The organism is Erwinia sp. Eh17-17 (genome assembly GCF_039675725.1).
GTDB lineage: Bacteria > Pseudomonadota > Gammaproteobacteria > Enterobacterales > Enterobacteriaceae > Erwinia.
Window position 1 is genome coordinate 16,032 of sequence record NZ_JBDFQT010000013.1, and the last position, 23,139, is coordinate 39,170.

Below are 23,139 nucleotides of genomic sequence, written 5' to 3' on the forward strand. Positions count from 1 at the left end.
ATTTTATTTATATCCGCATAAATATCAGCAGTAAACGGCTTTTAATTTTTTTTAGCGCACGGCGACAGGCAGGAAATTTTTCACAGAGGTGAACGGGTTAAAAAAAAGGGGCCAGCCTCGCGGCCAGCCCCTTTATTGCTATTAACTATCAGATGTCGCTTAAGCGCCCAGACGTTCTTTGATACGTGCAGACTTACCAGTACGCTCACGCAGGTAGTACAGTTTGGCTTTACGCACAGCACCACGACGTTTCACAGTAATCGTGTCGATTACCGGGGAGTGAGTCTGGAATACACGCTCTACGCCTTCGCCGTTAGAAATTTTGCGAACAGTGAATGCAGAGTGCAGACCGCGGTTACGAATAGCGATAACCACGCCCTCGAATGCCTGCAGACGCTTTTTAGCACCTTCAACGACCCATACTTTCACTTCCACGGAATCACCCGGACGGAATGAAGGTACGTCCTGTTTCAGCTGTTCTTGTTCGATCTGCTTAATAATGTTGCTCATAATTAAATCTCTTATCCTGGGTAAACTGATAGTTAAGGCGAACTAAGCACTATGCCCGTTCAACCGTATCATCGTTTTGTTGACTGGGTGTGTTCCCGTTGGAACTCAGCCAGCAACTTTGCTTGCTCTTCAGTCAGAGCCAGGTTTTCCAGAAGTTCAGGTCTTCTAAGCCAGGTACGGCCCAGCGACTGTTTCAGGCGCCAGCGGCGAATATCAGCATGGTTGCCCGACAGTAAAACTGGCGGAACCTCCATCCCTTCTAACACCTCAGGCCGGGTATAGTGTGGACAATCCAGCAAACCATCAGAAAACGAATCTTCCTCGGCTGATGCCTGTTTCCCCAGGACTCCCGGAATAAACCGGGAAACCGAGTCAATCAGCGTCATTGCTGGCAGCTCGCCACCGCTGAGTACGTAATCGCCAATCGACCATTCTTCATCGATCTCGGTTTTGATTACGCGCTCATCAATCCCTTCGTAGCGACCACAAACCAGAATTAACTTCTGGTGGGTCGCCAGCTCACAAACCCCATCTTGATCGAGTTTGCGCCCCTGAGGTGACAGATAAATCACCTTAGCCCCTTCTCCTGCCGCCGCTTTTGCTGCGTGGATGGCATCCCGTAAGGGCTGAACCATCATTAGCATCCCCGGTCCGCCGCCGTAAGGACGTTCGTCCACGGTACGGTGCCGGTCATGAGCGAAATCACGAGGACTCCAGCTCTGGATGCTGAGCAGGCCATTTTTTACTGCCCGGCCAGTTACTCCGTAGTCGGTAATTGCGCGAAACATTTCAGGAAACAGGCTGATTATGCCAATCCACATACTTTGCGCCGGAGTATTACCGTTTTGTTCGGAGCTCAAAAACCAGGATCCCAATCTACTTTAATCATACGAGTAGTGAGATCGACATTCTTGATAACCTGTTCATCGAGGAACGGAATTAACCGCTCCTGCGCACCAAATGCATCCTTCAGGTTTGCCTTAACGACGAGAACGTCGTTCGAACCGGTTTCCATCATGTCGATGACTTTACCCAGCTCGTAGCCTTCAGTGGTGACGACCTGGCAACCCATAAGGTCTTTCCAGTAGTAGTCACCGTTATCCAGCTGTGGCAGTTGCTCTGAGTCCACGACAATTTCGCAATTAGTCAGCAGGCCCGCAGCATCACGATCGTCAATGCCTTTGACTTTGATGATCATGTCCTGATTGTGGCGCTTCCAGCCTTCCAGCTCGACAAGCTGCCATTGACCCGCACGTTGGATAAACCACGGCTGATAGTCAAAAATGCTTTCGGCGTCTTCGGTGGAGGAAAACACTTTGAGCCAACCACGAATACCGTAGGCCGAGCCCATCTTCCCCAGAATCAGCGGGTTAGCGGGAGGCTGGGCGGTGAGTTGCTTGCTCATGTTGACCACCGTGACAGATTAAGCTGCTTTCTTAGCTTGTTTGATCAGCGCGTTAACGCGATCAGACAGAGTAGCGCCCTGGCCAACCCAGTGCTCAATGCGGTCCAGATCCAGACGCAGTGGCTCAGCCTGACCTGAAGCGATCGGGTTGAAGAAGCCAACGCGCTCGATGAAGCGACCGTTGCGAGCATTACGGCTGTCAGTGACGACTACCTGATAAAACGGACGCTTTTTAGCGCCGTGACGTGCCAAACGAATTGTTACCATAACATCCTCTTTAGTTAATAAAACAGCCGGGCCCCATTGAGGGAACGGGGCCCGGATGCAATATAAAAAGCCCGAAAATTTTACTCATTTTGGCGCAAAAAGCAATCTAATTCGCCTGAGAGGTTTTCCGGCTGACTTAACGGCCAGGGAAGCCCGGCGGCATCATACCTTTCATGCCGCGCATCATCTTCGCCATACCGCCCTTTTTCATCTTCTTCATCATGCGCTGCATGTCGTCGAACTGCTTCAATAAGCGGTTAACGTCCTGCACCTGCATACCTGAACCTGTTGCAATGCGGCGCTTACGGGAGCCTTTAATGATCTCAGGTTTTTCACGCTCTTTGCGCGTCATCGAGTTGATCATCGCTTCCATCCGCACCAGCACTTTGTCGTCCATCTGCGATTTCACGTTATCCGGCAGCTGACCCATGCCCGGCAGCTTGCCCATCAGGCTCGCCATGCCGCCCATGTTACGCATCTGTTTCAGCTGGTCGAGGAAGTCGTTGAGGTCGAAACCGTCCCCTTTCTTCAGCTTGCTGGCCAGTTTTTCTGCCTGCGCACGGTCAACTTTGCTTTCAATATCTTCGATCAGCGACAGCATGTCGCCCATACCGAGGATACGTGACGCAACGCGCTCCGGATAGAACGGCTCCAGGGCTTCGGTCTTCTCACCGACACCCATAAATTTAATAGGCTTACCGGTAATGTGCCGGATGGACAGCGCGGCACCGCCGCGCGCATCACCGTCAACCTTGGTCAAAACCACACCGGTCAGCGGCAGCGCTTCGTTAAACGCTTTGGCCGTGTTCGCCGCATCCTGGCCGGTCATGGCATCGACAACAAACAGCGTTTCCACCGGATTAATCGCGGCGTGAATCTGTTTGATCTCGTCCATCATCGCTTCATCGACGTGTAAACGACCGGCGGTATCCACCAGCAGTACGTCGTAGAATTTCAGCTTCGCCTGTTGCAGCGCGCTCTTAACGATATCGACAGGCTTCTGGCTCAGGTCTGACGGACAGAAGTCAACGCCCACCTGTTCTGCCAGCGTTTCCAGCTGTTTGATCGCCGCAGGGCGATAAACGTCGGCAGACACCACCAGCACTTTCTTTTTGTGCTTTTCACGCAGGAACTTACCGAGCTTACCGACGCTGGTCGTTTTACCAGCCCCCTGCAGGCCCGCCATCAGCACCACGGCCGGTGGCTGTGCCGCCAGGTTCAGAGTGTTGTTCTCTTCGCCCATGGCAGCAACCAGTTCGTTTTTCACGATCTTAACGAACTCCTGACCAGGGGTCAGGCTCTTGTTCACTTCATGACCGACGGCGCGCTCTTTCACACGTCCGATAAAGTCACGCACTACCGGCAGCGCGACGTCGGCTTCCAGTAATGCCATGCGCACTTCGCGCAGCGTATCCTTGATATTGTCTTCTGTCAGCCGCCCGCGGCCACTAATATTGCGCAGGCTTTTCGACAGTCTGTCGGTTAAATTATCAAACATCGTCTCTCGCTCAACGTAATGAGAGGCCGCCTCGGCGACACAATGGCGCGGATTATAACATAGTGACGCAGCGATCTCAGCCATATGCGTTGAGATCGTTTGGAGCCAGCCGTCGCTGGCGCTATACTGGTTTTTTTCTCAGTCTTGTCGGTAACTAACGAGATCTATGTCTGTATTTTCGATTCTGGCGCTACTCGCCTACTCATTCAGCCTTGCACTGATCGTTCCCAGCCTGCTGCGTAAAAACAGCACCTGGCGTCGTCTGGCGGTATTGTCAGCGATCGCAGCGCTGGTTTGTCATGCCGTAGCGCTGGAACAGCGCATTTTCGGGCCTGACGGTGGGCAAAATCTCAGTCTGCTCAATATTGCCTCGCTGGTGAGCCTGCTGATCTGTGCCATTATGACTATTGTTGCCTCGCGCAACCGTGGCTGGATCCTGCTGCCAGTGGTGTACAGCTTTGCCTTGATTAACCTGGCGTTTGCCACTTTTGTCCCGAATGCGTTTATCACTCACCTGGAAACAACGCCGGGGATGATGGTGCATATTGGTCTGGCGCTGTTTGCCTATGCCACGCTGATCATTGCTGCGCTCTACGCGTTACAGCTGGCGTGGATTGACTGGCTGCTGAAGAATAAAAAGCTGGCTTTCAGCACAGATATTCCCCCGCTGATGACCATTGAACGTAAAATGTTTCATATCACCCAGATCGGCGTGGTGCTGCTGACGCTGGTGCTGTGCACCGGTCTGTTCTACATGCAGGACCTGTTCAGTCGGGAGAATATCGATAAAGCCGTCCTGTCGATTCTGGCCTGGTTCCTCTATATCGTCCTGCTGTGGGGCCACTATCATGAGGGCTGGCGCGGTCGACGCGTAGTGTGGTTTAACTGCGGTGGCGCATTTTTACTGACCATGGCCTATTTCGGCAGCCGCATGTTACAGCATTTTTTAACTTCCTGATTTACCACCACAAGGACCTCCCTTGGAACACGTTTCAACCACGACCCTGATCGTTACACTGGTCATTATGATTCTGGTGTCGGCGTACTTTTCTGGCTCCGAGACCGGCATGATGACGCTGAATCGCTATAAGCTGCGCCATCAGGCTAAAAACGGTGACCGCGCCGCGCGTCGTGTCGAAAAATTACTGCGTCGCCCCGATCGCCTGATAAGTCTGGTGCTGATTGGTAATAACCTCGTCAACATCCTGGCCTCAGCACTGGGCACCATCGTCGGGATGCGACTGTACGGGGATGCTGGCGTAGCTATTGCCACCGGTATTCTGACCTTCCTCGTGCTGGTTTTTGCTGAGGTGTTGCCCAAAACCATTGCGGCGCTCTACCCGGAAAAAGTCGCTTTCCCCAGCAGCGTGCTGTTAGGCCCGCTGCAGGTCGTCATGATGCCACTGGTGTGGCTGCTGAACACCATTACGCGCATGCTGATGCGCATGGTGGGTATCAAAAGTGACGGAGCCATCAGTGCTGCCCTGAGCAAAGAGGAGCTGCGCACCATCGTTTACGAATCCCGCTCGCTGATGTCACGCCGCAATCAGGATATGTTGCTGTCAGTGCTCGACCTGGAAAAGGTGAATGTTGATGACATCATGGTGCCGCGCAACGAAATCGTCGGTATCAACATCAACGATGACTGGAAGTCCATCGTGCGCCAGCTCACTCACTCCCCGCACGGGCGCATTGTGTTGTATCGCGACACTCTCGACAATGCCATGAGCATGCTGCGCGTGCGCGAGGCTTACCGCCTGATGACTGAGAAGAAAGAGTTCACCAAAGAGGTCATGCTGCGGGCGGCGGATGAGATTTACTACGTGCCGGAAGGCACGCCGCTCAACGTGCAGCTGGTGAAGTTCCAGCGCAATAAGGAAAAAGTCGGGCTGGTTATCGATGAGTACGGCGACATTAAGGGACTGGTGACCATCGAGGATATTCTGGAAGAGATTGTTGGTGATTTTACCACCTCTATGTCGCCTACGCTGGCAGAAGAAGTGGTACCGCAGAATGATGGTTCCGTGCTGATTGAAGGCAGCACCAACGTGCGCGAGCTGAATAAGGCCTTTAACTGGACGCTACCCGAAGAAGAGGCACGCACCGTTAACGGTATGATCCTCGAAGCGCTGCAGGATATTCCCCTGGCGAACACTACGGTTCAGATCGACCACTATGCTGTGGATATCCTGGACGTGCAGGACAACATGATTAAGCAGGTAAGGATAACGCCGCAGATGTCATTGAAGGAGTCGGTAGGGTCGTAAACGGAAGGAATGCGGGCCGAGCAAAAAAAGAAGGTCAGCCCCTGCGCTCAGTTCTGTAGGGGTCGACCCTTTGTTTCGGTCGACCCGATACATTTAGATGTGCAGCTCTTTCAGCTTCTCTTTCGGCAGCGCCAGTTCGTCGTTACGGTTTACGCGAATGTCGTTGTCGATGATGTTACGCGCGATATCCTGCGCTTCATCCAGAGAGTGCATCTCACAGGTCCCGCACTGATAAATATTCAGTTCCGGGATATCGCTCTGGTTTTTCACTTTCAGCACGTCAGCCATCGCGGCCTTCCATGCTTTCGCCACACGCTGCTCGTCCGGCGTACCAATCAGGCTCATGTAGAAGCCGGTGCGGCAACCCATTGGCGAGATATCAATGATTTCCACGCCATCACCGTTCAGGTGGTCGCGCATAAAACCAGCAAACAGGTGCTCCAGCGTATGGATACCGCGCTCTGACAGAATCTCAATATTCGGTCGGCAAAAACGCAGGTCGAAAACCGTGATGGTATCACCCGCCGGGGTGTTCATGGTTTTGGCTACGCGTACTGCGGGAGCGGCCATGATGGTGTGATCAACGGTAAAGCTATCCAGCAATGGCATACTTGTTACCTCAACTAATGAATTTATTTTAGATCAGATGAAACTTTCTCAAACTCTGCGCGTCTGAATATATGAAAGACGCGCATTTGTTATCATCATCTCATCCCTGACAACAGAGATGTTAATTTGGCCACATTGATGTGGCCTTTTTCTTTTCTGGCGCTTAACCTTTTCCTTTCAAAAAGGCTTCGAGGTCAAGCGTATCACTTTCTTCGATTTCCTGCTGACTCAACTGAGAGCGCCGTGCTTCATCGCTAAACTGCTGTTCTGTAAGCACCTCAAACGACTCTTCGCTCAACTGAGCACGATACTGCTCTGCCAATGCCAGCCCTGCCCCACCAATACCATTCTCTTTCAGCGTCTGCAGAAAACGTGCTGAATAAGTCAGATCCGGGTCGTCAAACGATGCGACCAGACGGTCACAGACCTCCTGATAGTGATGTTCATCGCGCTGACTGTCGAGCGTTTCCGCCACGCGACGCAAATCACTGAACAACGCCTTGCCGACATCGACCAGCAAATGTTGTGAATCTTCACACCCCATGCTGATAGTCTGACCCGGCTTACGCCCTTCAAGGATCACACGATTCCAGTTCTTACGGGTACACGCCAGTTCTGCGCTATTCATTTCCGGCGCATCGGCCAGCGTACACCAGATCAGGAACAGGTCGAGGAAGCGCACCTGATTCGCATCGACGCCAATCGGAGAGAACGGATTAATATCCAGTGAACGGACTTCGATATATTCAATACCACCGCGCTGTAAAGCATCGGAAGGCGCCTCACCGGAACGCGTCACCCGCTTCGGACGAATAGGCGCGTACAGCTCATTTTCGATCTGAAGCACGTTCGTATTCAGCTGTAGCCAGTTTCCCTGTTCATCCTTCACACCCATCGCGGCAAACTCTTCCGACGGCGTTTTAATCGCCGCTTTGAGTCCGGTAATGTAATCAGGAAGATTGTTGAAGGTGATACCCAGGTTACTCTGTGATTTATTGGTATACCCCAGGTCGCTGAGACGCAACGAGGTCGCATAAGGGAGTGACAGCATGCCCTTATCACTGCGATCAAACGGCAGCGCACTCTCCTTGCCTTGCAGGAAGGAAGAGCAAATCGCCGGTGATGCACCAAACAAATACGGGATCACCCAGCCGAAGCGATAGTAGTTACGGATCAGGCGCAGATAGCCATCAGAGATTGCCTCTTTACCGCTTTCCGCATCTTCCACTCCGGCCCATTCCTGCCAGAAAGAGAGAGGAAGCGAGAAATTGTAATGCACGCCAGAGATAATCTGCATCAGTGCGCCATAGCGGTTTTTCAGCCCCTGGCGGTAAAGCGTCTTCATCTGGCCAATATTAGAGCTGCCATACTGTGCCAGTTCGACATCCTGATCGGCGTCGATCATGCACGGCATGCTCATTGGCCACATGCGCTCTTCACCCAGTTCACGAGCAACGTGACGATGAATGTCGCGCAAGAATGCCAGCAGATGATCAATATCCTGATCGACCGGTGTGATAAATTCCAACAGCGCTTCCGCAAAGTCAGTGGTAATCCACTTGTGCGTTAAAGCTGAACCCAGAGAAGCCGGGTGCCCGGTGGTGGCAAGATGTCCATCCGGTTTGACACGCAGCGTTTCGCGCTCAATGCCGCGACCAATACCTTTAAGTGCGTCAGGATGAGCTTCCAGCCAGGAAAGCGCCTGTGATACGTCCGGGATCAAATTGACCTCCCGCTCAGAGAAAAATTTATTATTGTTCAGCATAATGTTAACCGTAGCATCGCCTGAAAGCGAATCAATGCCACCATTCCATGCCCTGAAGTGTTGCGGCTGCCAGCAGCACATAACGTAAGGTCTTTCCGATGGCAAGACAGATAACCATCGGTAGCCAGGCGAAACGTAGCCAGCCAGCGAGAACGCACAGCAGGTCCCCAATCACGGGTAACCAGCTAAAAAGTAGCGCAGCAGGCCCCATACGGTGCAGCCACGCTGTTGCCGTGTTATGCCATCGCCCCTGACTTTTTAATGGAAGCAAGCGGCCAATAATAATATTAGTTAAACCGCCCAGAGTATTTCCCAGCGCAGCAATCAGAACCACCGCGCTGACAGAGACCTTCCCCGCCAGCAGTAATCCCACCAGTAGGGCTTCTGAACTGCCCGGCAACAGCGTGGCACTCAGAAAGCTACTGGCAAACATCGAACCGTAAGCGAACCATTCACTCACAGTAGACGAACATCCACCGCGTCCATGCCTGCTGCTCGCGCAGCCTGTAAACCAAAATCAGCGTCTTCAAACACCACACAGCGTGCAGCCGGTACGCCGATCAGTTCCGCGCAACGCAGAAATGTATCAGGTTCTGGCTTATGACGTTTAACATCATCTACTCCGACGATGGCATCAAAGTGGTTGAGCAACCCCAGATGTTGTAATAACCCCACCGCCATTGAATGCTCGCTACCGGTGCCCACCGCCATCGGGCGACGCCCTTTATAGGCTTTGACCACGTCGATAAGAGGCAAAGGCTGAACGCTATCAAACAGCATCGTTTTAAGTAACGCTGTTTTTTCTTCGGCCAGACGGTAAGGATCAAGATCGCTTTGCTGAAGGGTAATAATCACCTGCGCAATATGCCAGGTCGGGGAACCGTTCAGACCGATAATGGCCGTTTCATCGAAAGTCATGCCATATCGGCCAAGCACCTGGTGCCAGGCTTTACGGTGTGTTGGCTCGGTATCGAGGATGGTGCCATCCATATCGAAAATCAAGCCGTCGTAAGCATCGTACATTCTCGCATCCAGACTCATAACGGAAAGATTACTTTAGCGTAAAGAACCCGTGTTGTCGCTGTTGGTATGGATCCGCAAATGCTTTGAAAAATATAAGGTTTTTTATTATCAGATAAATACGTGGGATAAAACGCAGGGTAATTTGTTTTAAGTTGATAATTATTAACAAGGAATTTTCAGAAAAGGACAGAAGAGAGGTATTGAGGTCGCTTGAGAAGAGAGTGCATCCAGGAGGATTATTCGGCTTCGCCTCACCCTGATGGGCCGTCGCAAGCGACGTTATCCTCCTTTGTGCTGGCTGTAAAACGTCTACATTATGCCAACTCAAAGATACGTCCACCTTCCAGAATATGGTGCATCCAGGAGGATTCGAACCTCCGACCGCTCGGTTCGTAGCCGAGTACTCTATCCAGCTGAGCTATGGATGCATTGGTAAAACGTATGACAAAAACCTGAAGCCAAATGTGCTGGCTGTAAAACGTCTACATTATGCCAACTCAAAGATACTTCCACCTTCCAGAATATGGTGCATCCAGGAGGATTCGAACCTCCGACCGCTCGGTTCGTAGCCGAGTACTCTATCCAGCTGAGCTATGGATGCATTTGATAAAACGTTGGGGGAGATAAAGCGACAAAACTGAGGAGATACTGAAGAATGGTGCATCCAGGAGGATTATTCGGCTTCGCCTCACCCTGACGGGCCGTCGCAAGCGACGTTATCCTCCTTTGTGCTGGCTGAAACAACTTACAACTTGCCAGTACAGAGGTGCTTTCAATCTTATAGAATATGGTGCATCCAGGAGGATTCGAACCTCCGACCGCTCGGTTCGTAGCCGAGTACTCTATCCAGCTGAGCTATGGATGCATTTTTAATTCTTGTATAACGCAGTGTGCTGACTACTCACCGTGATGCAGGGCTGCTAACGCTGCATCTGTACTACCCAATATTAAAGCCGCACTAAGCCGCTTTAAAGAAGATGGTGCATCCAGGAGGATTCGAACCTCCGACCGCTCGGTTCGTAGCCGAGTACTCTATCCAGCTGAGCTATGGATGCAAAATGGCGGTGAGGCGGGGATTCGAACCCCGGATGCAGCTTTTGACCGCATACTCCCTTAGCAGGGGAGCGCCTTCAGCCTCTCGGCCACCTCACCACTAGCACTCTTTCGAGTTGTGCTTCAGAACGTTGTATCTGCTCATCGGCACTGCGTGGCGCACATATTACTTTCTGGGCGTTGTAAGTCAAACAATTTCTCCCCCTTTTTTCATCACTCGCGTCTGATTGCACAAAAGCCACGCAAGTCGGCCACTTTGACGACAAAAAGAGTGATTTATCAACAAAGAAAGCGGGCGATATCGGTGTGAATGCACAGCAAGAAATTGGAATCATTGGAAAGTAACAGGCAAAAAAATGACGCAGAGGGGAAGAAAACGGAAAGGAGAGAGGAACAATCGAAGAAAAGAAGTCAAAACCGGTAGCGCCTCGCTACAGGAGCGAGGCGCTGGATCCGTTAGTAGCTTGTCTGCTGAGTCTTTTCGGCCTGGATGCGCTGATAGATCTCTTCGCGATGCACCGAAACTTCTTTAGGGGCGTTCACACCAATACGTACCTGGTTACCTTTGACTCCCAGCACAGTTACAGTCACCTCATCACCGATCATGAGGGTTTCACCAACTCGACGAGTTAGAATAAGCATTCTTTGCTCCTTGAAAGATTAAAAGAGTCGGGTTACGTGCTTCCCGGCATTATCCATCGTATAACGCTAAATGTAGATGACGAGAAATACACCAGTTGTGTATCTGCGCGCCAATACATTCTGCTGATACTTAGTTTAGCCGAAAACCAGATCATCAACCTGACTTTATGATTACAGGGGTATATCGCTTGAAAAGGCGCCAGTGCCTGCGGCTCTGTACGCCTCTCCCTGATACATTTTTATAGTGTTACAGTTTTGCAGCCACCCATGCCTCAACGCCAGCCAGAGCAGCAGGCAGCGCCTGTGCATCCGTACCGCCAGCCTGAGCCATATCCGGTCGACCACCACCCTTACCGCCGACCTGTTGGGCAAGCTCACCCACCAGCTCACCCGCTTTGACGCGGTCGGTCAGGTCTTTAGTCACCCCGGTAATCAGGGATACCTTGCCATCAGCGACCGTAGCCAGCACGATAATTGCAGAGCCGAGCTGATTTTTCAGATCGTCAACCATCGTACGCAGCATCTTAGGCTCAACGTTGCTCAGTTCGCTAACCAGCAGCTTCGTGCCTTTTAGCGCAATGGCTTTACTACTCAGTGATGCACTCTCTTGCGCAGCCTGCTGATCTTTCAGCTGCTGCAACTCTTTTTCCAGCCCGCGCGCATGATCAATCAGCGCCCGCACTTTTTCATTCAGGTTACTGTTGTTGGCCTTCACCAGATGAGCAATATCCAGTAATTGCTCATTCTGCTGGTAGACCTGGGCCAGCGCGCCTTCACCCGTCACCGCCTCAATACGACGTACGCCAGCGGCAGTACCCGACTCAGAGGTGATACGGAACAGACCGATGTCGCCCGTACGGCTGGCGTGAACACCACCACACAGCTCGGTAGAGAAGTCGCCCATGCCTACGACACGCACGTGGTCATCATATTTCTCACCAAACAGCGCCATCGCACCATGCGCCTTCGCAGCTTCCAGCTCCATGATGTTGGTATCAATCGGCAGGTTGCGACGAATCTGTGCGTTGACGATCTCTTCAACCTGGCGAATTTCAGCGGGTTTCATCGCTTCAAAATGCGAGAAGTCAAAGCGCAGGTATTTATCGTTGACCAGAGAACCTTTCTGCGCGACATGGTCACCCAGAACCTGACGCAGGGCCGCATGCAGCAGATGCGTCGCGGAGTGATTCAGACGAATACGCGCACGACGCGCCTCATTGACCTGTGCCGCAATGCGGTCACCGACGCGCAGCTGGCCGGAAGCCAGCTTGCCGATGTGGCCAATAGCCTGAGCATATTTCTGCGTGTCGTTGACGCTGAACGTGGCACCCGCTGCGCTTTTCAGCTCACCGGTATCCCCCACCTGACCGCCGGACTCACCGTAGAAAGGCGTTTCATCAAGAACGATCACGCCTTCCTGACCGGCGCTGATTTCTTCCGCAGCCTGCCCGTCAACGAAAATGGCGGTAATCGCTGCGTTCAGCGCCAGTTCTTCATAACCTTTGAAAGTAGAAGCCTGATCGATGCGGATTACGTTGTTGTAATCCGTGCCGAAGCCGCTGGCGTTACGCGCACGCTGACGCTGCTGCTCCATCGCCTGCTCAAAGCCGGCTTCATCAATTTTCAGATTACGCTCACGGCACACATCCGCCGTCAGATCGACCGGGAAACCAAAGGTGTCATACAGGCGGAAGACCGTTTCACCGTCGAGGGTATCACCCTGCAGGTTCTCCAGCTCTTCATCCAGCAAGGCCAGACCGCGTTCCAGCGTCTTCGCAAACTGCTCTTCTTCCGTTTTCAGAATCTGCTCAACCTGGGCCTGCTGACGCTGCAAATCTTCACCCGCCGCGCCCATCACCGCAATCAGCGGAGCGACCAGCTTATAGAAGAATGTCCCTTCTGCGCCCAGCATATTGCCGTGACGCACCGCACGACGAATGATACGGCGCAGCACATAGCCACGGTTTTCATTCGACGGGATCACACCATCAGCAATCAGGAAGGCACAGGAACGGATATGGTCGGCAATCACGCGCAGGGATTTGTTACCCAGATCGCTGGCACCGGTCACCTGCGCAACAGACTTGATCAGCTGTGCGAACAGGTCGATTTCATAGTTAGAATTCACGTGCTGCAGCACCGCGCTGATGCGCTCCAGCCCCATCCCGGTATCAACAGACGGTTTCGGCAGCGGCAGCATCGTTCCGTCAGACTGACGGTTAAACTGCATAAAGACGATGTTCCAGATCTCGATGTAACGGTCGCCATCCTCTTCCGGGCTGCCCGGAGGACCACCCCAGATATGGTCGCCGTGGTCGAAGAAGATCTCGGAGCACGGGCCACACGGGCCGGTATCACCCATCTGCCAGAAGTTATCAGAGGCGTACGCGCCGCCTTTGTTGTCGCCGATACGGATAATACGCTCGCGCGGCACGCCGATCTCATTTTCCCAGATGCCGTACGCTTCGTCATCGGTCTCGTAAACGGTTACCCACAGCTTCTCTTTCGGCAGGCCGAACCACTCTGGACTGGTGAGCAGCTCCCAGGCAAAAGCGATCGCTTCTTTTTTGAAGTAATCGCCAAAGCTGAAGTTACCCAGCATTTCGAAGAAGGTGTGGTGACGGGCGGTATAGCCGACGTTTTCAAGGTCATTGTGCTTACCACCGGCACGCACACAGCGCTGCGAGGTGGTCGCTCGTGAGTAGTTGCGCTTGTCCTGACCGAGGAAAACGTCTTTAAACTGGTTCATCCCGGCGTTGGTAAATAACAGCGTCGGATCATTGTTAGGGACGAGGGAGCTACTGGCTACAACCTGATGTCCCTTGCTCTGGAAAAAGTCGAGAAACGCTTGACGAATCTCCGCAGTGCTCTTGCTCATATTTGTCCTGGAATCACGCTAACGAACGTTTCGTGGGTCATGTTACGCCGGATCGGCTGCTGCCTGCGGCGACACACGAACAAAAAGTGGTGAATAAGATAAATTTTCTTCAGAGGGAAGTAAAATCCCATCGACGGTCAATTGTCAAAATTATCAAAAATTGCGCGGATATCTTCCATAAAGAAGCCCTTAGCCATTAGAAAACGCTGCACTTTCGCTTTTTCCTTCCATTCGGTCGGCAAAGGCAGCCCAAACTTACGTTCTGCCAGGGTAAAAGCCTCATTTTGCCAGTCGATCTCAGCGGCAAACAGCGTCTCATCAATCAGGGTTTTAGCAATGCCCTTCTGTCCCAGCTCCATACGTATACGCTGGGGTCCGTAACCTTTACGGCTGCGCCCGGCCACGTAACGCTCCGCGAAGCGGGTATCGTCCAGCCAGTTATGTTGGTAACACCACTCAACAACGCGGTCGATCTCTTCCGGAGCCAGCGGCTCTGGCGGCGTCTCCGCTTTAGCACCCTGCTGCTTAGCAAACTGGGCGGCACGTTCACTGGAGATTTGCAGCTTTCGGCGGAACTCTGCCTCGCTGTGATCGCGCATGGCGAGAATACGCATTGCCCGTTCCAGCAGTTTTGCATGCCGGGTTCGTTCAGTGGATTCTGACATAATGCCTCATACCGCGTTCAGTCTTAGTAACAGATATTCAGGGTAACGTTTGAGGGCGGTGCTTGCGAGGAAAAAGCGTAGAAAGAAGAGGATAGTGGGCGGGTTTTCGCATTCAATACAGAATGTTCCGGAATATCATTAAAAAAGGGCGTCGCAAAAGCGACACCCTTTTTCAGACAGCGGGTCCGATATGCCCGCCCTGCAGAAAACGATCAGAGATCTTCGTTAACTTCGCTTTCCGCTTCGTGCGGTGCCGGAACAAAATCAGGCTTATCGTCCTGGTTGTTCAACAGCATTTCGCGCAGTTTCGCTTCGATTTCATTAGCGATAGCCGGGTTCTCCTTCAGGAAGTTACCTGAGTTAGCTTTACCCTGACCAATTTTATCGCCGTTGTAGCTGTACCATGCACCGGCTTTCTCAATCAGCTTGTGCTTCACGCCCAGGTCAACCAGCTCACCGTAAACGTTGATGCCTTCACCGTACATGATCTGGAACTCAGCCTGTTTGAATGGCGCTGCGATTTTGTTTTTCACCACTTTAACGCGGGTTTCACTACCCACCACTTCATCGCCCTCTTTAATCGCGCCGATACGGCGGATATCCAGACGGACAGAAGCGTAGAACTTCAGGGCGTTACCGCCGGTAGTGGTTTCCGGGTTACCGAACATCACGCCGATTTTCATACGGATCTGGTTGATGAAGATCAGCAGCGTACCGGAGTTTTTCAGGTTACCGGCCAGCTTACGCATTGCCTGGCTCATCATACGTGCCGCAAGGCCCATATGGGAGTCACCGATTTCGCCTTCGATTTCCGCTTTTGGCGTCAGTGCCGCCACGGAGTCAACGATGATCACGTCAACCGCACCAGAGCGAGCCAGCGCATCACAGATTTCCAGCGCCTGCTCACCGGTATCCGGCTGAGAACACAGCAGGTTATCGATATCCACGCCCAGTTTCTTGGCGTAAACCGGGTCCAGAGCGTGCTCGGCATCGATAAACGCACAGGTTTTACCTTTGCGCTGTGCAGAAGCAATAACCTGCAGAGTCAGGGTCGTTTTACCGGAAGACTCCGGGCCATAGATCTCGACGATACGGCCCATTGGCAGGCCACCAGCCCCCAGCGCGATATCCAGTGATAAAGAACCGGTTGAGATGGTTTCCACATCCATGGTGCGGTCTTCACCCAGGCGCATGATGGAGCCTTTGCCAAACTGCTTTTCAATCTGGCCCAGCGCTGCTGCCAGTGCTTTTTGCTTGTTTTCGTCGATAGCCATTTTTACTCCTAATCATGCGGGTAAAGCACACGTGGATGCTGCTTTGTCTCTAAAATATGCGCTGATTATACTGTATGGTCATACAGTATCAAGTTTAATTTTTGAGAAAATGATCGTGCAGCGTCTGCAGCGCCCAGGCCGTTGCCTGGCGACGAACAGCGTCACGGTCACCGCTGAAGCGCTGCACCAGCGTCAGCACTTCACCGCTGGCGGACGCGAAACCAAACCAGACAGTGCCCACCGGTTTGCCGTCGCTGCCGCCGTCCGGCCCGGCAATGCCGCTGACCGATATCGCATACTGCGCCCCGGCTTCACGCAGTGCCCCCTGCGCCATTTCCTCGACCACCTGCTCGCTGACGGCGCCGAACTGCATCAGCGATGCCTCCGTCACGCCAGTCATCTGCTGCTTGGCATCATTGCTGTAAGTGACAAAGCCGCGCTGGAACCAGGCGGAACTCCCGGCCACGTCCGTCAGTACCTTGGCAATCCAGCCTCCGGTGCAGGATTCAGCCGTGGTGACAGTAGCCTGCCGCGCCAGCAGACGCTCGCCCACGCGGGCGCTTAACTGCGTTAATTCGTAATCGGTCATATTGCTCTCCGCTCCCCGATGATCAAGAGCAAGAGAGTAGCACTTTTCACCGCTTCACACGGTGTGGAAAGCGGTATTTGCGGCCGGTCTTCGCGATTTTGCCTCAGACTTTTTCCGCCACCATAAACAAACGCGGGAAGGCGAGCAGCAGGTTACCGTCCTGGCGTGGCGGATAGGCGATGGCAATCTCTGCCTGATACTCCGCCAGCCACTGCGCCTGCTCTTCTTCGTTCAGCGCCGCTAGGTACGGGCGTAACCCGGTGGCGCGCAGCCAGTCGACAATCGCCTGCGGCGACGGCATGACGTGATAATAAGTGGTGCGCCAGAGATCAACCCGGCAGCCTGCCGCGGTCAGCAGGTCGTAGTATTGCCCGGTGGACAGCAGGTGCTTACGCGCCGACGCCAGTGGATCGATCTTATCCCGCCAGGCTGGCCGTTCAGCCACGCTGCGCATCAGACGATGACCTGGTTCATCAAGGTTATCCGGCATCTGCACGGCCAGCACCCCGCCGTGGGCGAGCTGGGACACCAGATGGGGCAGCAGCAGCGGATGATCGGTCAGCCACTGCAGGGAGGCATTAGCGTAAATCACCTGCTGAGGCTCCGCCGCCTGCCAGTGTCTGATATCGGCCAGCGCGAAGGCACAATCCGGCAGACGCTGCTGCGCCTGGTCGAGCATCGCCTGTGAGCTGTCCAGCCCGGTAACGCGCGCCTCAGGCCAGCGCCGGTGCAACAGTTCGGTGCTGTTGCCGGGGCCACAGCCAAGGTCAGTAACGTAAGAAGGTGACGGGAGGGTAATGCGGTTGAGGAGTTCCTGCGCCGGGCGGGTGCGTTCGGCTTCGAACTGACGGTAAAGATCGGGATTCCAGTCTTTCATTTTTCCTCACTCAGAGAAGAAGCGGCAGCCAGGTTACGATCAACCTGGCTGCTGCGCGCTCAATGACAAGGCTGCTACAACACGCCGCGCGGCTTAGCGCGCCTGCTTCACCGCCAGCCCCAACTGCCACACTGCCATCGCGTAATGGTTGCTGTGGTTGTAGCGGGTGATGGCATAGAAGTTCGGCAGCCCGTACCAGTACTTATAACTCTTACCCATATCAAACTTCAGCAGGCTGACCTGCTGGTGATTATCCAGTGGGATAACCGGTGACAGCCCGGCGGCAGCCAGCTGGGCAGCGGTATAACGGGTTTTGAAACCGCTTTCCAGCCCTGGAGCCTGCCCGTTAGCCTCTACCGCAACGGTGCCGTTGGTCAGCCAGCCGTGCGCCTGGAAATAGTGCGCCACGCTGCCAATCGCATCCACCGGGTCCCACAGGTTGATATGACCATCACCGTTGAAGTCCACCGCGTACTGTTTAAACGCCGATGGCATAAACTGGCCGTAGCCCATCGCCCCGGCAAAAGAGCCACGCAGCTCAAGCGGGTCATCATCTTCTTCACGCGCCATCAGCAGGAAGGTTTCCAGCTCCCCGCTGAAATACTCGGCACGACGCGGATAATTGAAGGAGAGCGTGGCCAGCGCGTCGAGAATACGCGTTTTGCCCATCACGCGGCCCCAGCGGGTTTCCACGCCAATAATACCGACGATAATTTCTGGCGGCACACCATAAGTCTGCTCGGCGCGCTGCAGCGCGTCCTGATACTGGTTCCAGAAGGCCACGCCGTTCTGCACGTTATCCGGGGTGATAAATTTGCTGCGATAGCGGATCCACGCCCCGTTAGGTCCGGTTGGCCCCTGTGCCGTGGGGGTGGGTGCCTGACGGTCCATCAGGCGCACAATCCAGTCGAGATTTTTTGCCTGCGCCAGCACGTTGTGCAGCTGCTCACGCTCAAAACCGTGCTTACGCACCATTTTGTCGATAAAGGCATTCGCCGCCGGGTTATTAGCGAAATCACCGCCCAGCACGCTGCCGCTATGGGAAGGTTCCAGCAGGAACCCACCGTTGCCTTTAAACGGATTGCCATGAGGTTCAGCCGGGGCCGGTTTCGGCTGGCTGCTACAGGCGGTGAGTAATGCGAGGACAGGAAGAAGCGAAGCCAGATAACGCATTAGATATCCATATTACCGTTTAAATTGTCGGAAACAGATGGTAATGCATCAATGGAAAGGAGTTAAGCGGATTTACGCAAACCGACCGGGGATTGCGGTGGAAATCCCCTCTTCCCGGACGGCAAGAGGGGTAAACCCGGTCACGCGTGGCGGAACGTGCTGAGATCGTGATGCTGCATAAACAGATCGTCCAGTTCATTCTGATGCGTCACGGCAATCACCGTCGTGCCCGGTAGTTCGTCGCGAATCATCCCCAGCAGCTGGCGCGCCGCACCGTGATCGAGACTGCTGGTCGCCTCATCAAGATACAGCGTATCAGGCCGGGCGATCAGGGCACGGGCAAAGGCCAGCCGCTGGCGCTCTCCACCGGAAAAGACCCGATCCCAGTTCAACTGCTGCGCCAGTTTATCACGCCAGGCCGACAGTCCGACCTTATCCAGCACCTCACTCAGGAAGGCATTATCCGCCAGCGCGGGCTGCGGATAACACAGCACGTCTGCCAGCGTTCCCTGGCCGAGATAGCTCTGCTGCGGCAGCAGCAGACTACGTCCTTCCTGCGCCTGCCACTGCCCGTCATAGTACGGCCACAGGCCGTTCAGGGTGCGCAGCAGCGTCGATTTTCCCAGCCCGCTGTTGCCAGAAAGCCGGTTCCAGCTGCCGGGTTCGCACTGCAGCTCGACGTTGCTGAGCAGCGGCCCCCCCTGCGGCGTGGCAAAAGAGAGCTGACGGATGTGCAGCTCACGCCCGGCAGGCTGCGGCTCCTGCTGTGACTGATGTTGCAGAATTTCAGCGCGGAACTGCGACAGTCGCTGCATACTGGCCGACAGCAGCGCCAGCTCGTGATACATGCGGATAAACCAGCTCAGCGCACCGTGTACCTGGCCGAAGGCGCTGCGGATCTGCATCAGCCCCCCCAGCGTAACCGTTTTATTGAGGAACGCCGGTAGCGCGGCAAACACCGGAACAATCAGGCTGACGCGAGAATAGCCGGTAGTAAAGAAGCCAAGATTACGCTCAGCGTTCATCAGAGAACGCCAGTTCTGCACGATGGCCCTGAAATTACCGGCCAGGTGCCGTTTTTCCTGCTGCTCGCCGCCGTACTGTGCAATCTGTTCGGCATTATCATGCTTACGCAGCAGTGAGGCACGAAAATCGGCCTCAGCTTTCTGTTTATGATAATTCAGGCCGTGCAGTTTTTTGCCAATCAGATGCGTCACCAGACTGCCCACCAGCGTGTAGATCAGCACCACCCACACCAGGTAACCTTTGACAACCCACTCGCTGCCAAACAGAGTGAAGCGCTGCACCCCGGATAGCTGCCACAGGATCACCACAAACGAGAACAACTGCGCCATCACAATCAGAAAATTGACCGTCAGGCTGACGGTTTTATCGACAAACAGATCCACATCCTGGGCAATACGCTGGTCGGGGTTATCGGTCTGTCCGGTCAGCGACATGCGGTAAAACGCCCGCTTTGCCAGCCAGCTGTCCACCAGCTCGGCGGTCAGTGCGCCGCGCCAGCGAATAATCAGCAGTTTGGTAAACCAGTCCTGATAGACAAACACCCCGATATAGATAGCGATATAGACGCAGTACTCCTTCACCAGTGCATAAAGCAGGCCGCCGTTAAACGCCCCCAGCGCATCGTAGAAGCTTTTGCTCCAGTTGTTGATCAGCACGTTGAGCCAGACGATGGTGCCGCCCATTCCGACAATAACGACGATCAGCAGCCACGCCTGCCAGTGACTGCGGTTAAGCCAGAACGGGCGACACAGCGCCCAGAATTGCCCGACTACGTTCTTCACTTTTGCACCTGCTGTGGCAGAGAAAGATGGGTCACCCGGTTCTGCGGATTAAACAGACGGCCAGCGACCGCGCGTACGCCCTCCAGCGTGATACTGTCGGCCAGACTATCGACTTCACTCAGATAGCGCGGATCATCAAAGTGGCGGTAACTGAGAACCAGCCGCCGTTGCAGCGTGGTGATATCCTGCTGACGCCCCATCTCGGCGCGGATAAACTGGCGTTTCTGTTCATCCACCTGTTGCTGAGTGATCTGTGCAGGAAACTGCGCAAAAACCTGTTCAGCCCGCTGCCACAGCTCCTGCGCCCGCTGCGGGGAGCTGGTGAAGCTGACTTCGGTTTCAATACGCTGATGAAGGTCGGACAGCTCGCTGTTCATTTGCAGACGATAAATGCCCAGCGCCTCGTCACGCAGGCTGCTTTTCAGCGCCTGATTAGCCAGATTGCGCGCAATACTGACCTGTACGGCGGCCTGCGGTGACCAGTTAAAGGGAGTAAAGCTCCAGGCCTTCATCTCGGCGCGTGGTTCAATATTCAGCGCGGCGCTGGCCTCAAAACGGCCGGGACGCGGCAGCTCTGGCGCGGTTGCCGCCAGCGGCCTGCGCGGAATAGTGGCCAGATAGCGTTCGACCAGCGGCAGCAGTGTTTCCGCCGGCATATCGGCGAGTAAATACCAGGTGACCGGAGCCGATGCCGTGATGCGCCACTGCTCCAGCAATGCGGCGGCCGCGATCTGCTTCAGCTCGCTGTCCTGCGGCGTTTTCCAGCCGGGCTGGCCATAACGCAGCAGCCGAATCTGACGCGCGCGGTTGTCCTGCACGGTCTGTGTCTGCGTGGCCTGCTGCCGTAACAGGCGCATCATGCTCTCTTTCATCACGTCGTTATCAATACCCGGTTCAACCTGTAGCGCATGGCTTAATGCCAGCAGGTTTTCCAGCCCGTCACGGCGACTCTGACCGGAGTACTGTAATGTTTCAGCCTGCTGGGAAATGGAAAGTGACAGCGAATTCTGCTGTTTCCATGCCTGCAACTGTTCTCCCCGCCAGCCCTGCGGGCCACTCTGCCCTACCAGCTGGCTGGCGAGCTGCGCCTGCCACGGGTTCAGCCCTGGTGCGCGGAACCCGGCATCGCTGCTGCCGGATAACCAGACCTTATCCTGTGCCAGCGGAGTGCGCAGCCAGACCACACGGTCCCCGTTGCTTAACGTCCACTGCTCCACCTGCTGTACAGGCCAGGTTTTCAGGGCAGTCCGGGTCCCCGTTTCTTTAACCCCGTTCAGCTGCGGGATCTTCTGCTCCACCACGCGCACCGGCGCGGACAGCGCCACCCCTTTCATCTGCTGCTCCTGGCGCAGAACGGCCGCAGTTGATGGCAGAGTAAACGGCGTCAGCCCCGGCACACTGAACTGAACCAGACGATCGGGGGTGCTTAACCAGCGCTGGAACAGCGCGTTGACCTGCTGATTATCGATGCTGTCCAACAGCGCCAGCGCCTCACGACCGCGCTGCTGGCTGCCGGTATAGGGCCGGTCCTGTGCCCAGTCGGTGGAAACCTTCTGCACCCATTCGGCAAACTCGCGCTGCTCCTCTTTCTGCGCCATACGCCCGGCAACGTCACGAATATCCTGCTTCACCGCTGCGATATCCACATCACTCAATCCATAGCGACGCATCCGCTCCTGTTCACGCAGCAACACGGTCAGCGCCACCGCATGACCGTCGGGCATCACGTCGGCAAACAGGCCGAGTGCCTGGGTGGTTTTGCCAATATCTGATTTACGCACCACCAGACTGCTGACCTCCACTGGCAGCTCAGACTTCTGGCGACGCATCTGGCGGCTGTATGCGGAGAGCGCAATCTGGCTGGTCAGCCGTTCGCGCAGCGTGGTCTGCCCCGGATTAAAACGCAGCACCAGCGAAGCCTGGCTGCTGCCGCTCTGGCTGTCCTGCAGGCGCACCACATTGAGCTGCGGCTGGAGAGTGGGCTCATAGTAGTCGCGCGCGGGAAGCACGGCGGCAGGCAGCGCGGCAAAATTGCGGCGGATCTCTGCGGCTACCTCATCCGGGGCGAAATCACCGACGATCAGCAGCCGCATATTTCCGGGGTGATACCAGCGCTGATAGAACTGCTGCAGCGTGCGGGCAGGCGTGCTACGAATCGCGGCTTCGCTGCCAATCGTCGGTCGCTCAGGGTAACGGGAGCCGTGGCGGATAGCCTGTACCCGCTGCTGATTCATGCGCTCTGCCACGCCGAGCTTGCCGCGCCACTCCTCCAGAATGATGCGGCGCTCGTCATCCAGATCGCCCTGGCTGAGTTGCGCATGGCCCACCATCTGGCTCAGGGCCTGGAAGGCAGCGCTGAGCTCCTTCGCGCCTCCCGGCGGGCTCATCATATACAGCGTGCGTTCATAATTGGTCATGGCATTGTAGTGCTGCGCGCGTTTCCAGCCCTGCTGATGCAGATAATTTGCCACCCCCTGCGGGTATGCCGTGCTGGCCCGGAACACCATATGCTCCACCATGTGCGCCACGCCGGATTCATTGTCCTGCTCATCGACCGATCCGACGTCAACGCTGAGACGCACATCGACGCGTTGCTTCTGGCCGCTGAGCGGCACCAGCGTGTAACGCAGGCCATTCTCCAGGACGCCCTGCGTTATTTGCGGCAACGGGCTGAGAACCTCTGCCGCCTGCACGCTGCTGAAAGAGAAAAGCAGGCTGAGGAGTGCCACCAGCCCGCTGAATTGACGCCATTGCTTCATTGCATTTTTTCCTGTGCCGCAACGCGCAGGCGCGCATTCACGGTTTGCTAACGGACAGGGCAGACCCGACGGCCTGC

At 54.8% G+C, this 23,139-nt stretch carries 20 protein-coding genes and 5 tRNA genes; 2 read left to right on the top strand and 23 right to left on the bottom strand.

All coding sequences use genetic code 11. From position 1 onward, the window contains the following. Positions 1 to 159: 159 nt before the first annotated feature. From rplS to ffh, 5 genes are all read right to left on the bottom strand, one after another. Entirely contained in the window at positions 160 to 510 is a 351-nt protein-coding gene (gene rplS / locus ABEH87_RS20570) for a 50S ribosomal protein L19 (RefSeq protein WP_062744160.1), read from the bottom strand. A 68-nt stretch (positions 511 to 578) separates the two neighbouring features. After that, positions 579 to 1,331: a tRNA (guanosine(37)-N1)-methyltransferase TrmD gene (trmD, locus tag ABEH87_RS20575; RefSeq protein WP_346579213.1), complete on the bottom strand. Its 753-nt coding sequence runs from the start codon at positions 1,329 to 1,331 to the stop codon at positions 579 to 581. A gap of 35 nt (positions 1,332 to 1,366) precedes the next feature. Next, entirely contained in the window at positions 1,367 to 1,915 is a 549-nt protein-coding gene (rimM, locus tag ABEH87_RS20580) for a ribosome maturation factor RimM (protein ID WP_346579147.1), read from the bottom strand. 18 nt (positions 1,916 to 1,933) lie between these two features. Next, on the bottom strand, positions 1,934 to 2,182 hold the full coding sequence (rpsP, locus tag ABEH87_RS20585; protein WP_004155935.1) for a 30S ribosomal protein S16: 249 nt from the start codon (positions 2,180 to 2,182) through the stop codon (positions 1,934 to 1,936). Between the two features lie 136 nt (positions 2,183 to 2,318). After that, on the bottom strand, positions 2,319 to 3,680 hold the full coding sequence (ffh, locus tag ABEH87_RS20590; protein ID WP_346579149.1) for a signal recognition particle protein: 1,362 nt from the start codon (positions 3,678 to 3,680) through the stop codon (positions 2,319 to 2,321). Between the two features lie 166 nt (positions 3,681 to 3,846). Between ffh and ABEH87_RS20595 the strand changes: the two genes are divergently transcribed. After that, positions 3,847 to 4,638 carry an inner membrane protein YpjD gene (locus tag ABEH87_RS20595; RefSeq protein ID WP_346579151.1) on the top strand — a complete coding sequence of 264 codons (792 nt, stop codon included), beginning with the start codon at positions 3,847 to 3,849 and terminating at the stop codon, positions 4,636 to 4,638. Between the two features lie 22 nt (positions 4,639 to 4,660). Continuing rightward, on the top strand, positions 4,661 to 5,947 hold the full coding sequence (locus tag ABEH87_RS20600) for an HlyC/CorC family transporter (protein ID WP_346579153.1): 1,287 nt from the start codon (positions 4,661 to 4,663) through the stop codon (positions 5,945 to 5,947). A gap of 93 nt (positions 5,948 to 6,040) precedes the next feature. On the opposite strand, the gene luxS is transcribed toward ABEH87_RS20600, so the two are convergent. The 18 genes from luxS to ABEH87_RS20690 form a co-directional block, all read right to left on the bottom strand. Continuing rightward, on the bottom strand, positions 6,041 to 6,556 hold the full coding sequence (gene luxS / locus ABEH87_RS20605) for an S-ribosylhomocysteine lyase (protein ID WP_346579155.1): 516 nt from the start codon (positions 6,554 to 6,556) through the stop codon (positions 6,041 to 6,043). Positions 6,557 to 6,719: 163 nt separating this feature from the next. Beyond that, on the bottom strand, positions 6,720 to 8,321 hold the full coding sequence (gene gshA, locus ABEH87_RS20610; RefSeq protein WP_346579157.1) for a glutamate--cysteine ligase: 1,602 nt from the start codon (positions 8,319 to 8,321) through the stop codon (positions 6,720 to 6,722). A 31-nt stretch (positions 8,322 to 8,352) separates the two neighbouring features. Beyond that, positions 8,353 to 8,781 carry a YqaA family protein gene (locus ABEH87_RS20615; RefSeq protein ID WP_346579159.1) on the bottom strand — a complete coding sequence of 143 codons (429 nt, stop codon included), beginning with the start codon at positions 8,779 to 8,781 and terminating at the stop codon, positions 8,353 to 8,355. Continuing rightward, on the bottom strand, positions 8,778 to 9,344 hold the full coding sequence (gene yqaB, locus ABEH87_RS20620) for a fructose-1-phosphate/6-phosphogluconate phosphatase (protein ID WP_346579161.1): 567 nt from the start codon (positions 9,342 to 9,344) through the stop codon (positions 8,778 to 8,780). The genes ABEH87_RS20615 and yqaB overlap by 4 nt, the downstream gene beginning before the upstream one ends. 351 nt (positions 9,345 to 9,695) lie before the next feature. After that, positions 9,696 to 9,772: transfer RNA gene (locus ABEH87_RS20625), tRNA-Arg, on the bottom strand. A gap of 96 nt (positions 9,773 to 9,868) precedes the next feature. Then, positions 9,869 to 9,945: transfer RNA gene (locus ABEH87_RS20630), tRNA-Arg, on the bottom strand. A 187-nt stretch (positions 9,946 to 10,132) separates the two neighbouring features. Beyond that, positions 10,133 to 10,209 (bottom strand) — tRNA-Arg (locus ABEH87_RS20635). 113 nt (positions 10,210 to 10,322) lie between these two features. Further along, positions 10,323 to 10,399 (bottom strand) — tRNA-Arg (locus ABEH87_RS20640). A 4-nt stretch (positions 10,400 to 10,403) separates the two neighbouring features. Further along, a tRNA-Ser gene (locus ABEH87_RS20645) sits at positions 10,404 to 10,496 on the bottom strand. A 357-nt stretch (positions 10,497 to 10,853) separates the two neighbouring features. Next, positions 10,854 to 11,039, bottom strand: coding sequence for a carbon storage regulator CsrA (gene csrA, locus ABEH87_RS20650; RefSeq protein WP_004155916.1), 186 nt, complete (start codon positions 11,037 to 11,039; stop codon positions 10,854 to 10,856). Positions 11,040 to 11,286: 247 nt separating this feature from the next. After that, positions 11,287 to 13,917, bottom strand: a complete 2,631-nt coding sequence (gene alaS, locus ABEH87_RS20655) for an alanine--tRNA ligase (RefSeq protein WP_346579163.1) — start codon at positions 13,915 to 13,917, stop codon at positions 11,287 to 11,289. 137 nt (positions 13,918 to 14,054) lie between these two features. Continuing rightward, on the bottom strand, positions 14,055 to 14,582 hold the full coding sequence (locus tag ABEH87_RS20660; RefSeq protein WP_346579165.1) for a regulatory protein RecX: 528 nt from the start codon (positions 14,580 to 14,582) through the stop codon (positions 14,055 to 14,057). A gap of 212 nt (positions 14,583 to 14,794) precedes the next feature. After that, positions 14,795 to 15,856: a recombinase RecA gene (recA, locus tag ABEH87_RS20665; RefSeq protein WP_346579167.1), complete on the bottom strand. Its 1,062-nt coding sequence runs from the start codon at positions 15,854 to 15,856 to the stop codon at positions 14,795 to 14,797. A gap of 94 nt (positions 15,857 to 15,950) precedes the next feature. Beyond that, positions 15,951 to 16,445: a nicotinamide-nucleotide amidase gene (gene pncC / locus ABEH87_RS20670; protein WP_346579169.1), complete on the bottom strand. Its 495-nt coding sequence runs from the start codon at positions 16,443 to 16,445 to the stop codon at positions 15,951 to 15,953. 103 nt (positions 16,446 to 16,548) lie between these two features. Beyond that, a complete protein-coding gene (tam, locus tag ABEH87_RS20675; protein WP_346579171.1) occupies positions 16,549 to 17,322 on the bottom strand; it encodes a trans-aconitate 2-methyltransferase in 774 nt (257 codons plus the stop codon). Between the two features lie 93 nt (positions 17,323 to 17,415). After that, positions 17,416 to 18,495, bottom strand: coding sequence for a lytic murein transglycosylase B (gene mltB / locus ABEH87_RS20680; protein WP_346579173.1), 1,080 nt, complete (start codon positions 18,493 to 18,495; stop codon positions 17,416 to 17,418). Positions 18,496 to 18,635: 140 nt separating this feature from the next. Next, positions 18,636 to 20,303 (bottom strand): ABC transporter ATP-binding protein/permease, encoded by a 1,668-nt coding sequence (locus tag ABEH87_RS20685; protein ID WP_346579175.1) that lies wholly within the window; start codon positions 20,301 to 20,303, stop codon positions 18,636 to 18,638. After that, entirely contained in the window at positions 20,300 to 23,062 is a 2,763-nt protein-coding gene (locus ABEH87_RS20690; RefSeq protein ID WP_346579177.1) for an insulinase family protein, read from the bottom strand. The genes ABEH87_RS20685 and ABEH87_RS20690 overlap by 4 nt, the downstream gene beginning before the upstream one ends. Positions 23,063 to 23,139: the final 77 nt, after the last annotated feature.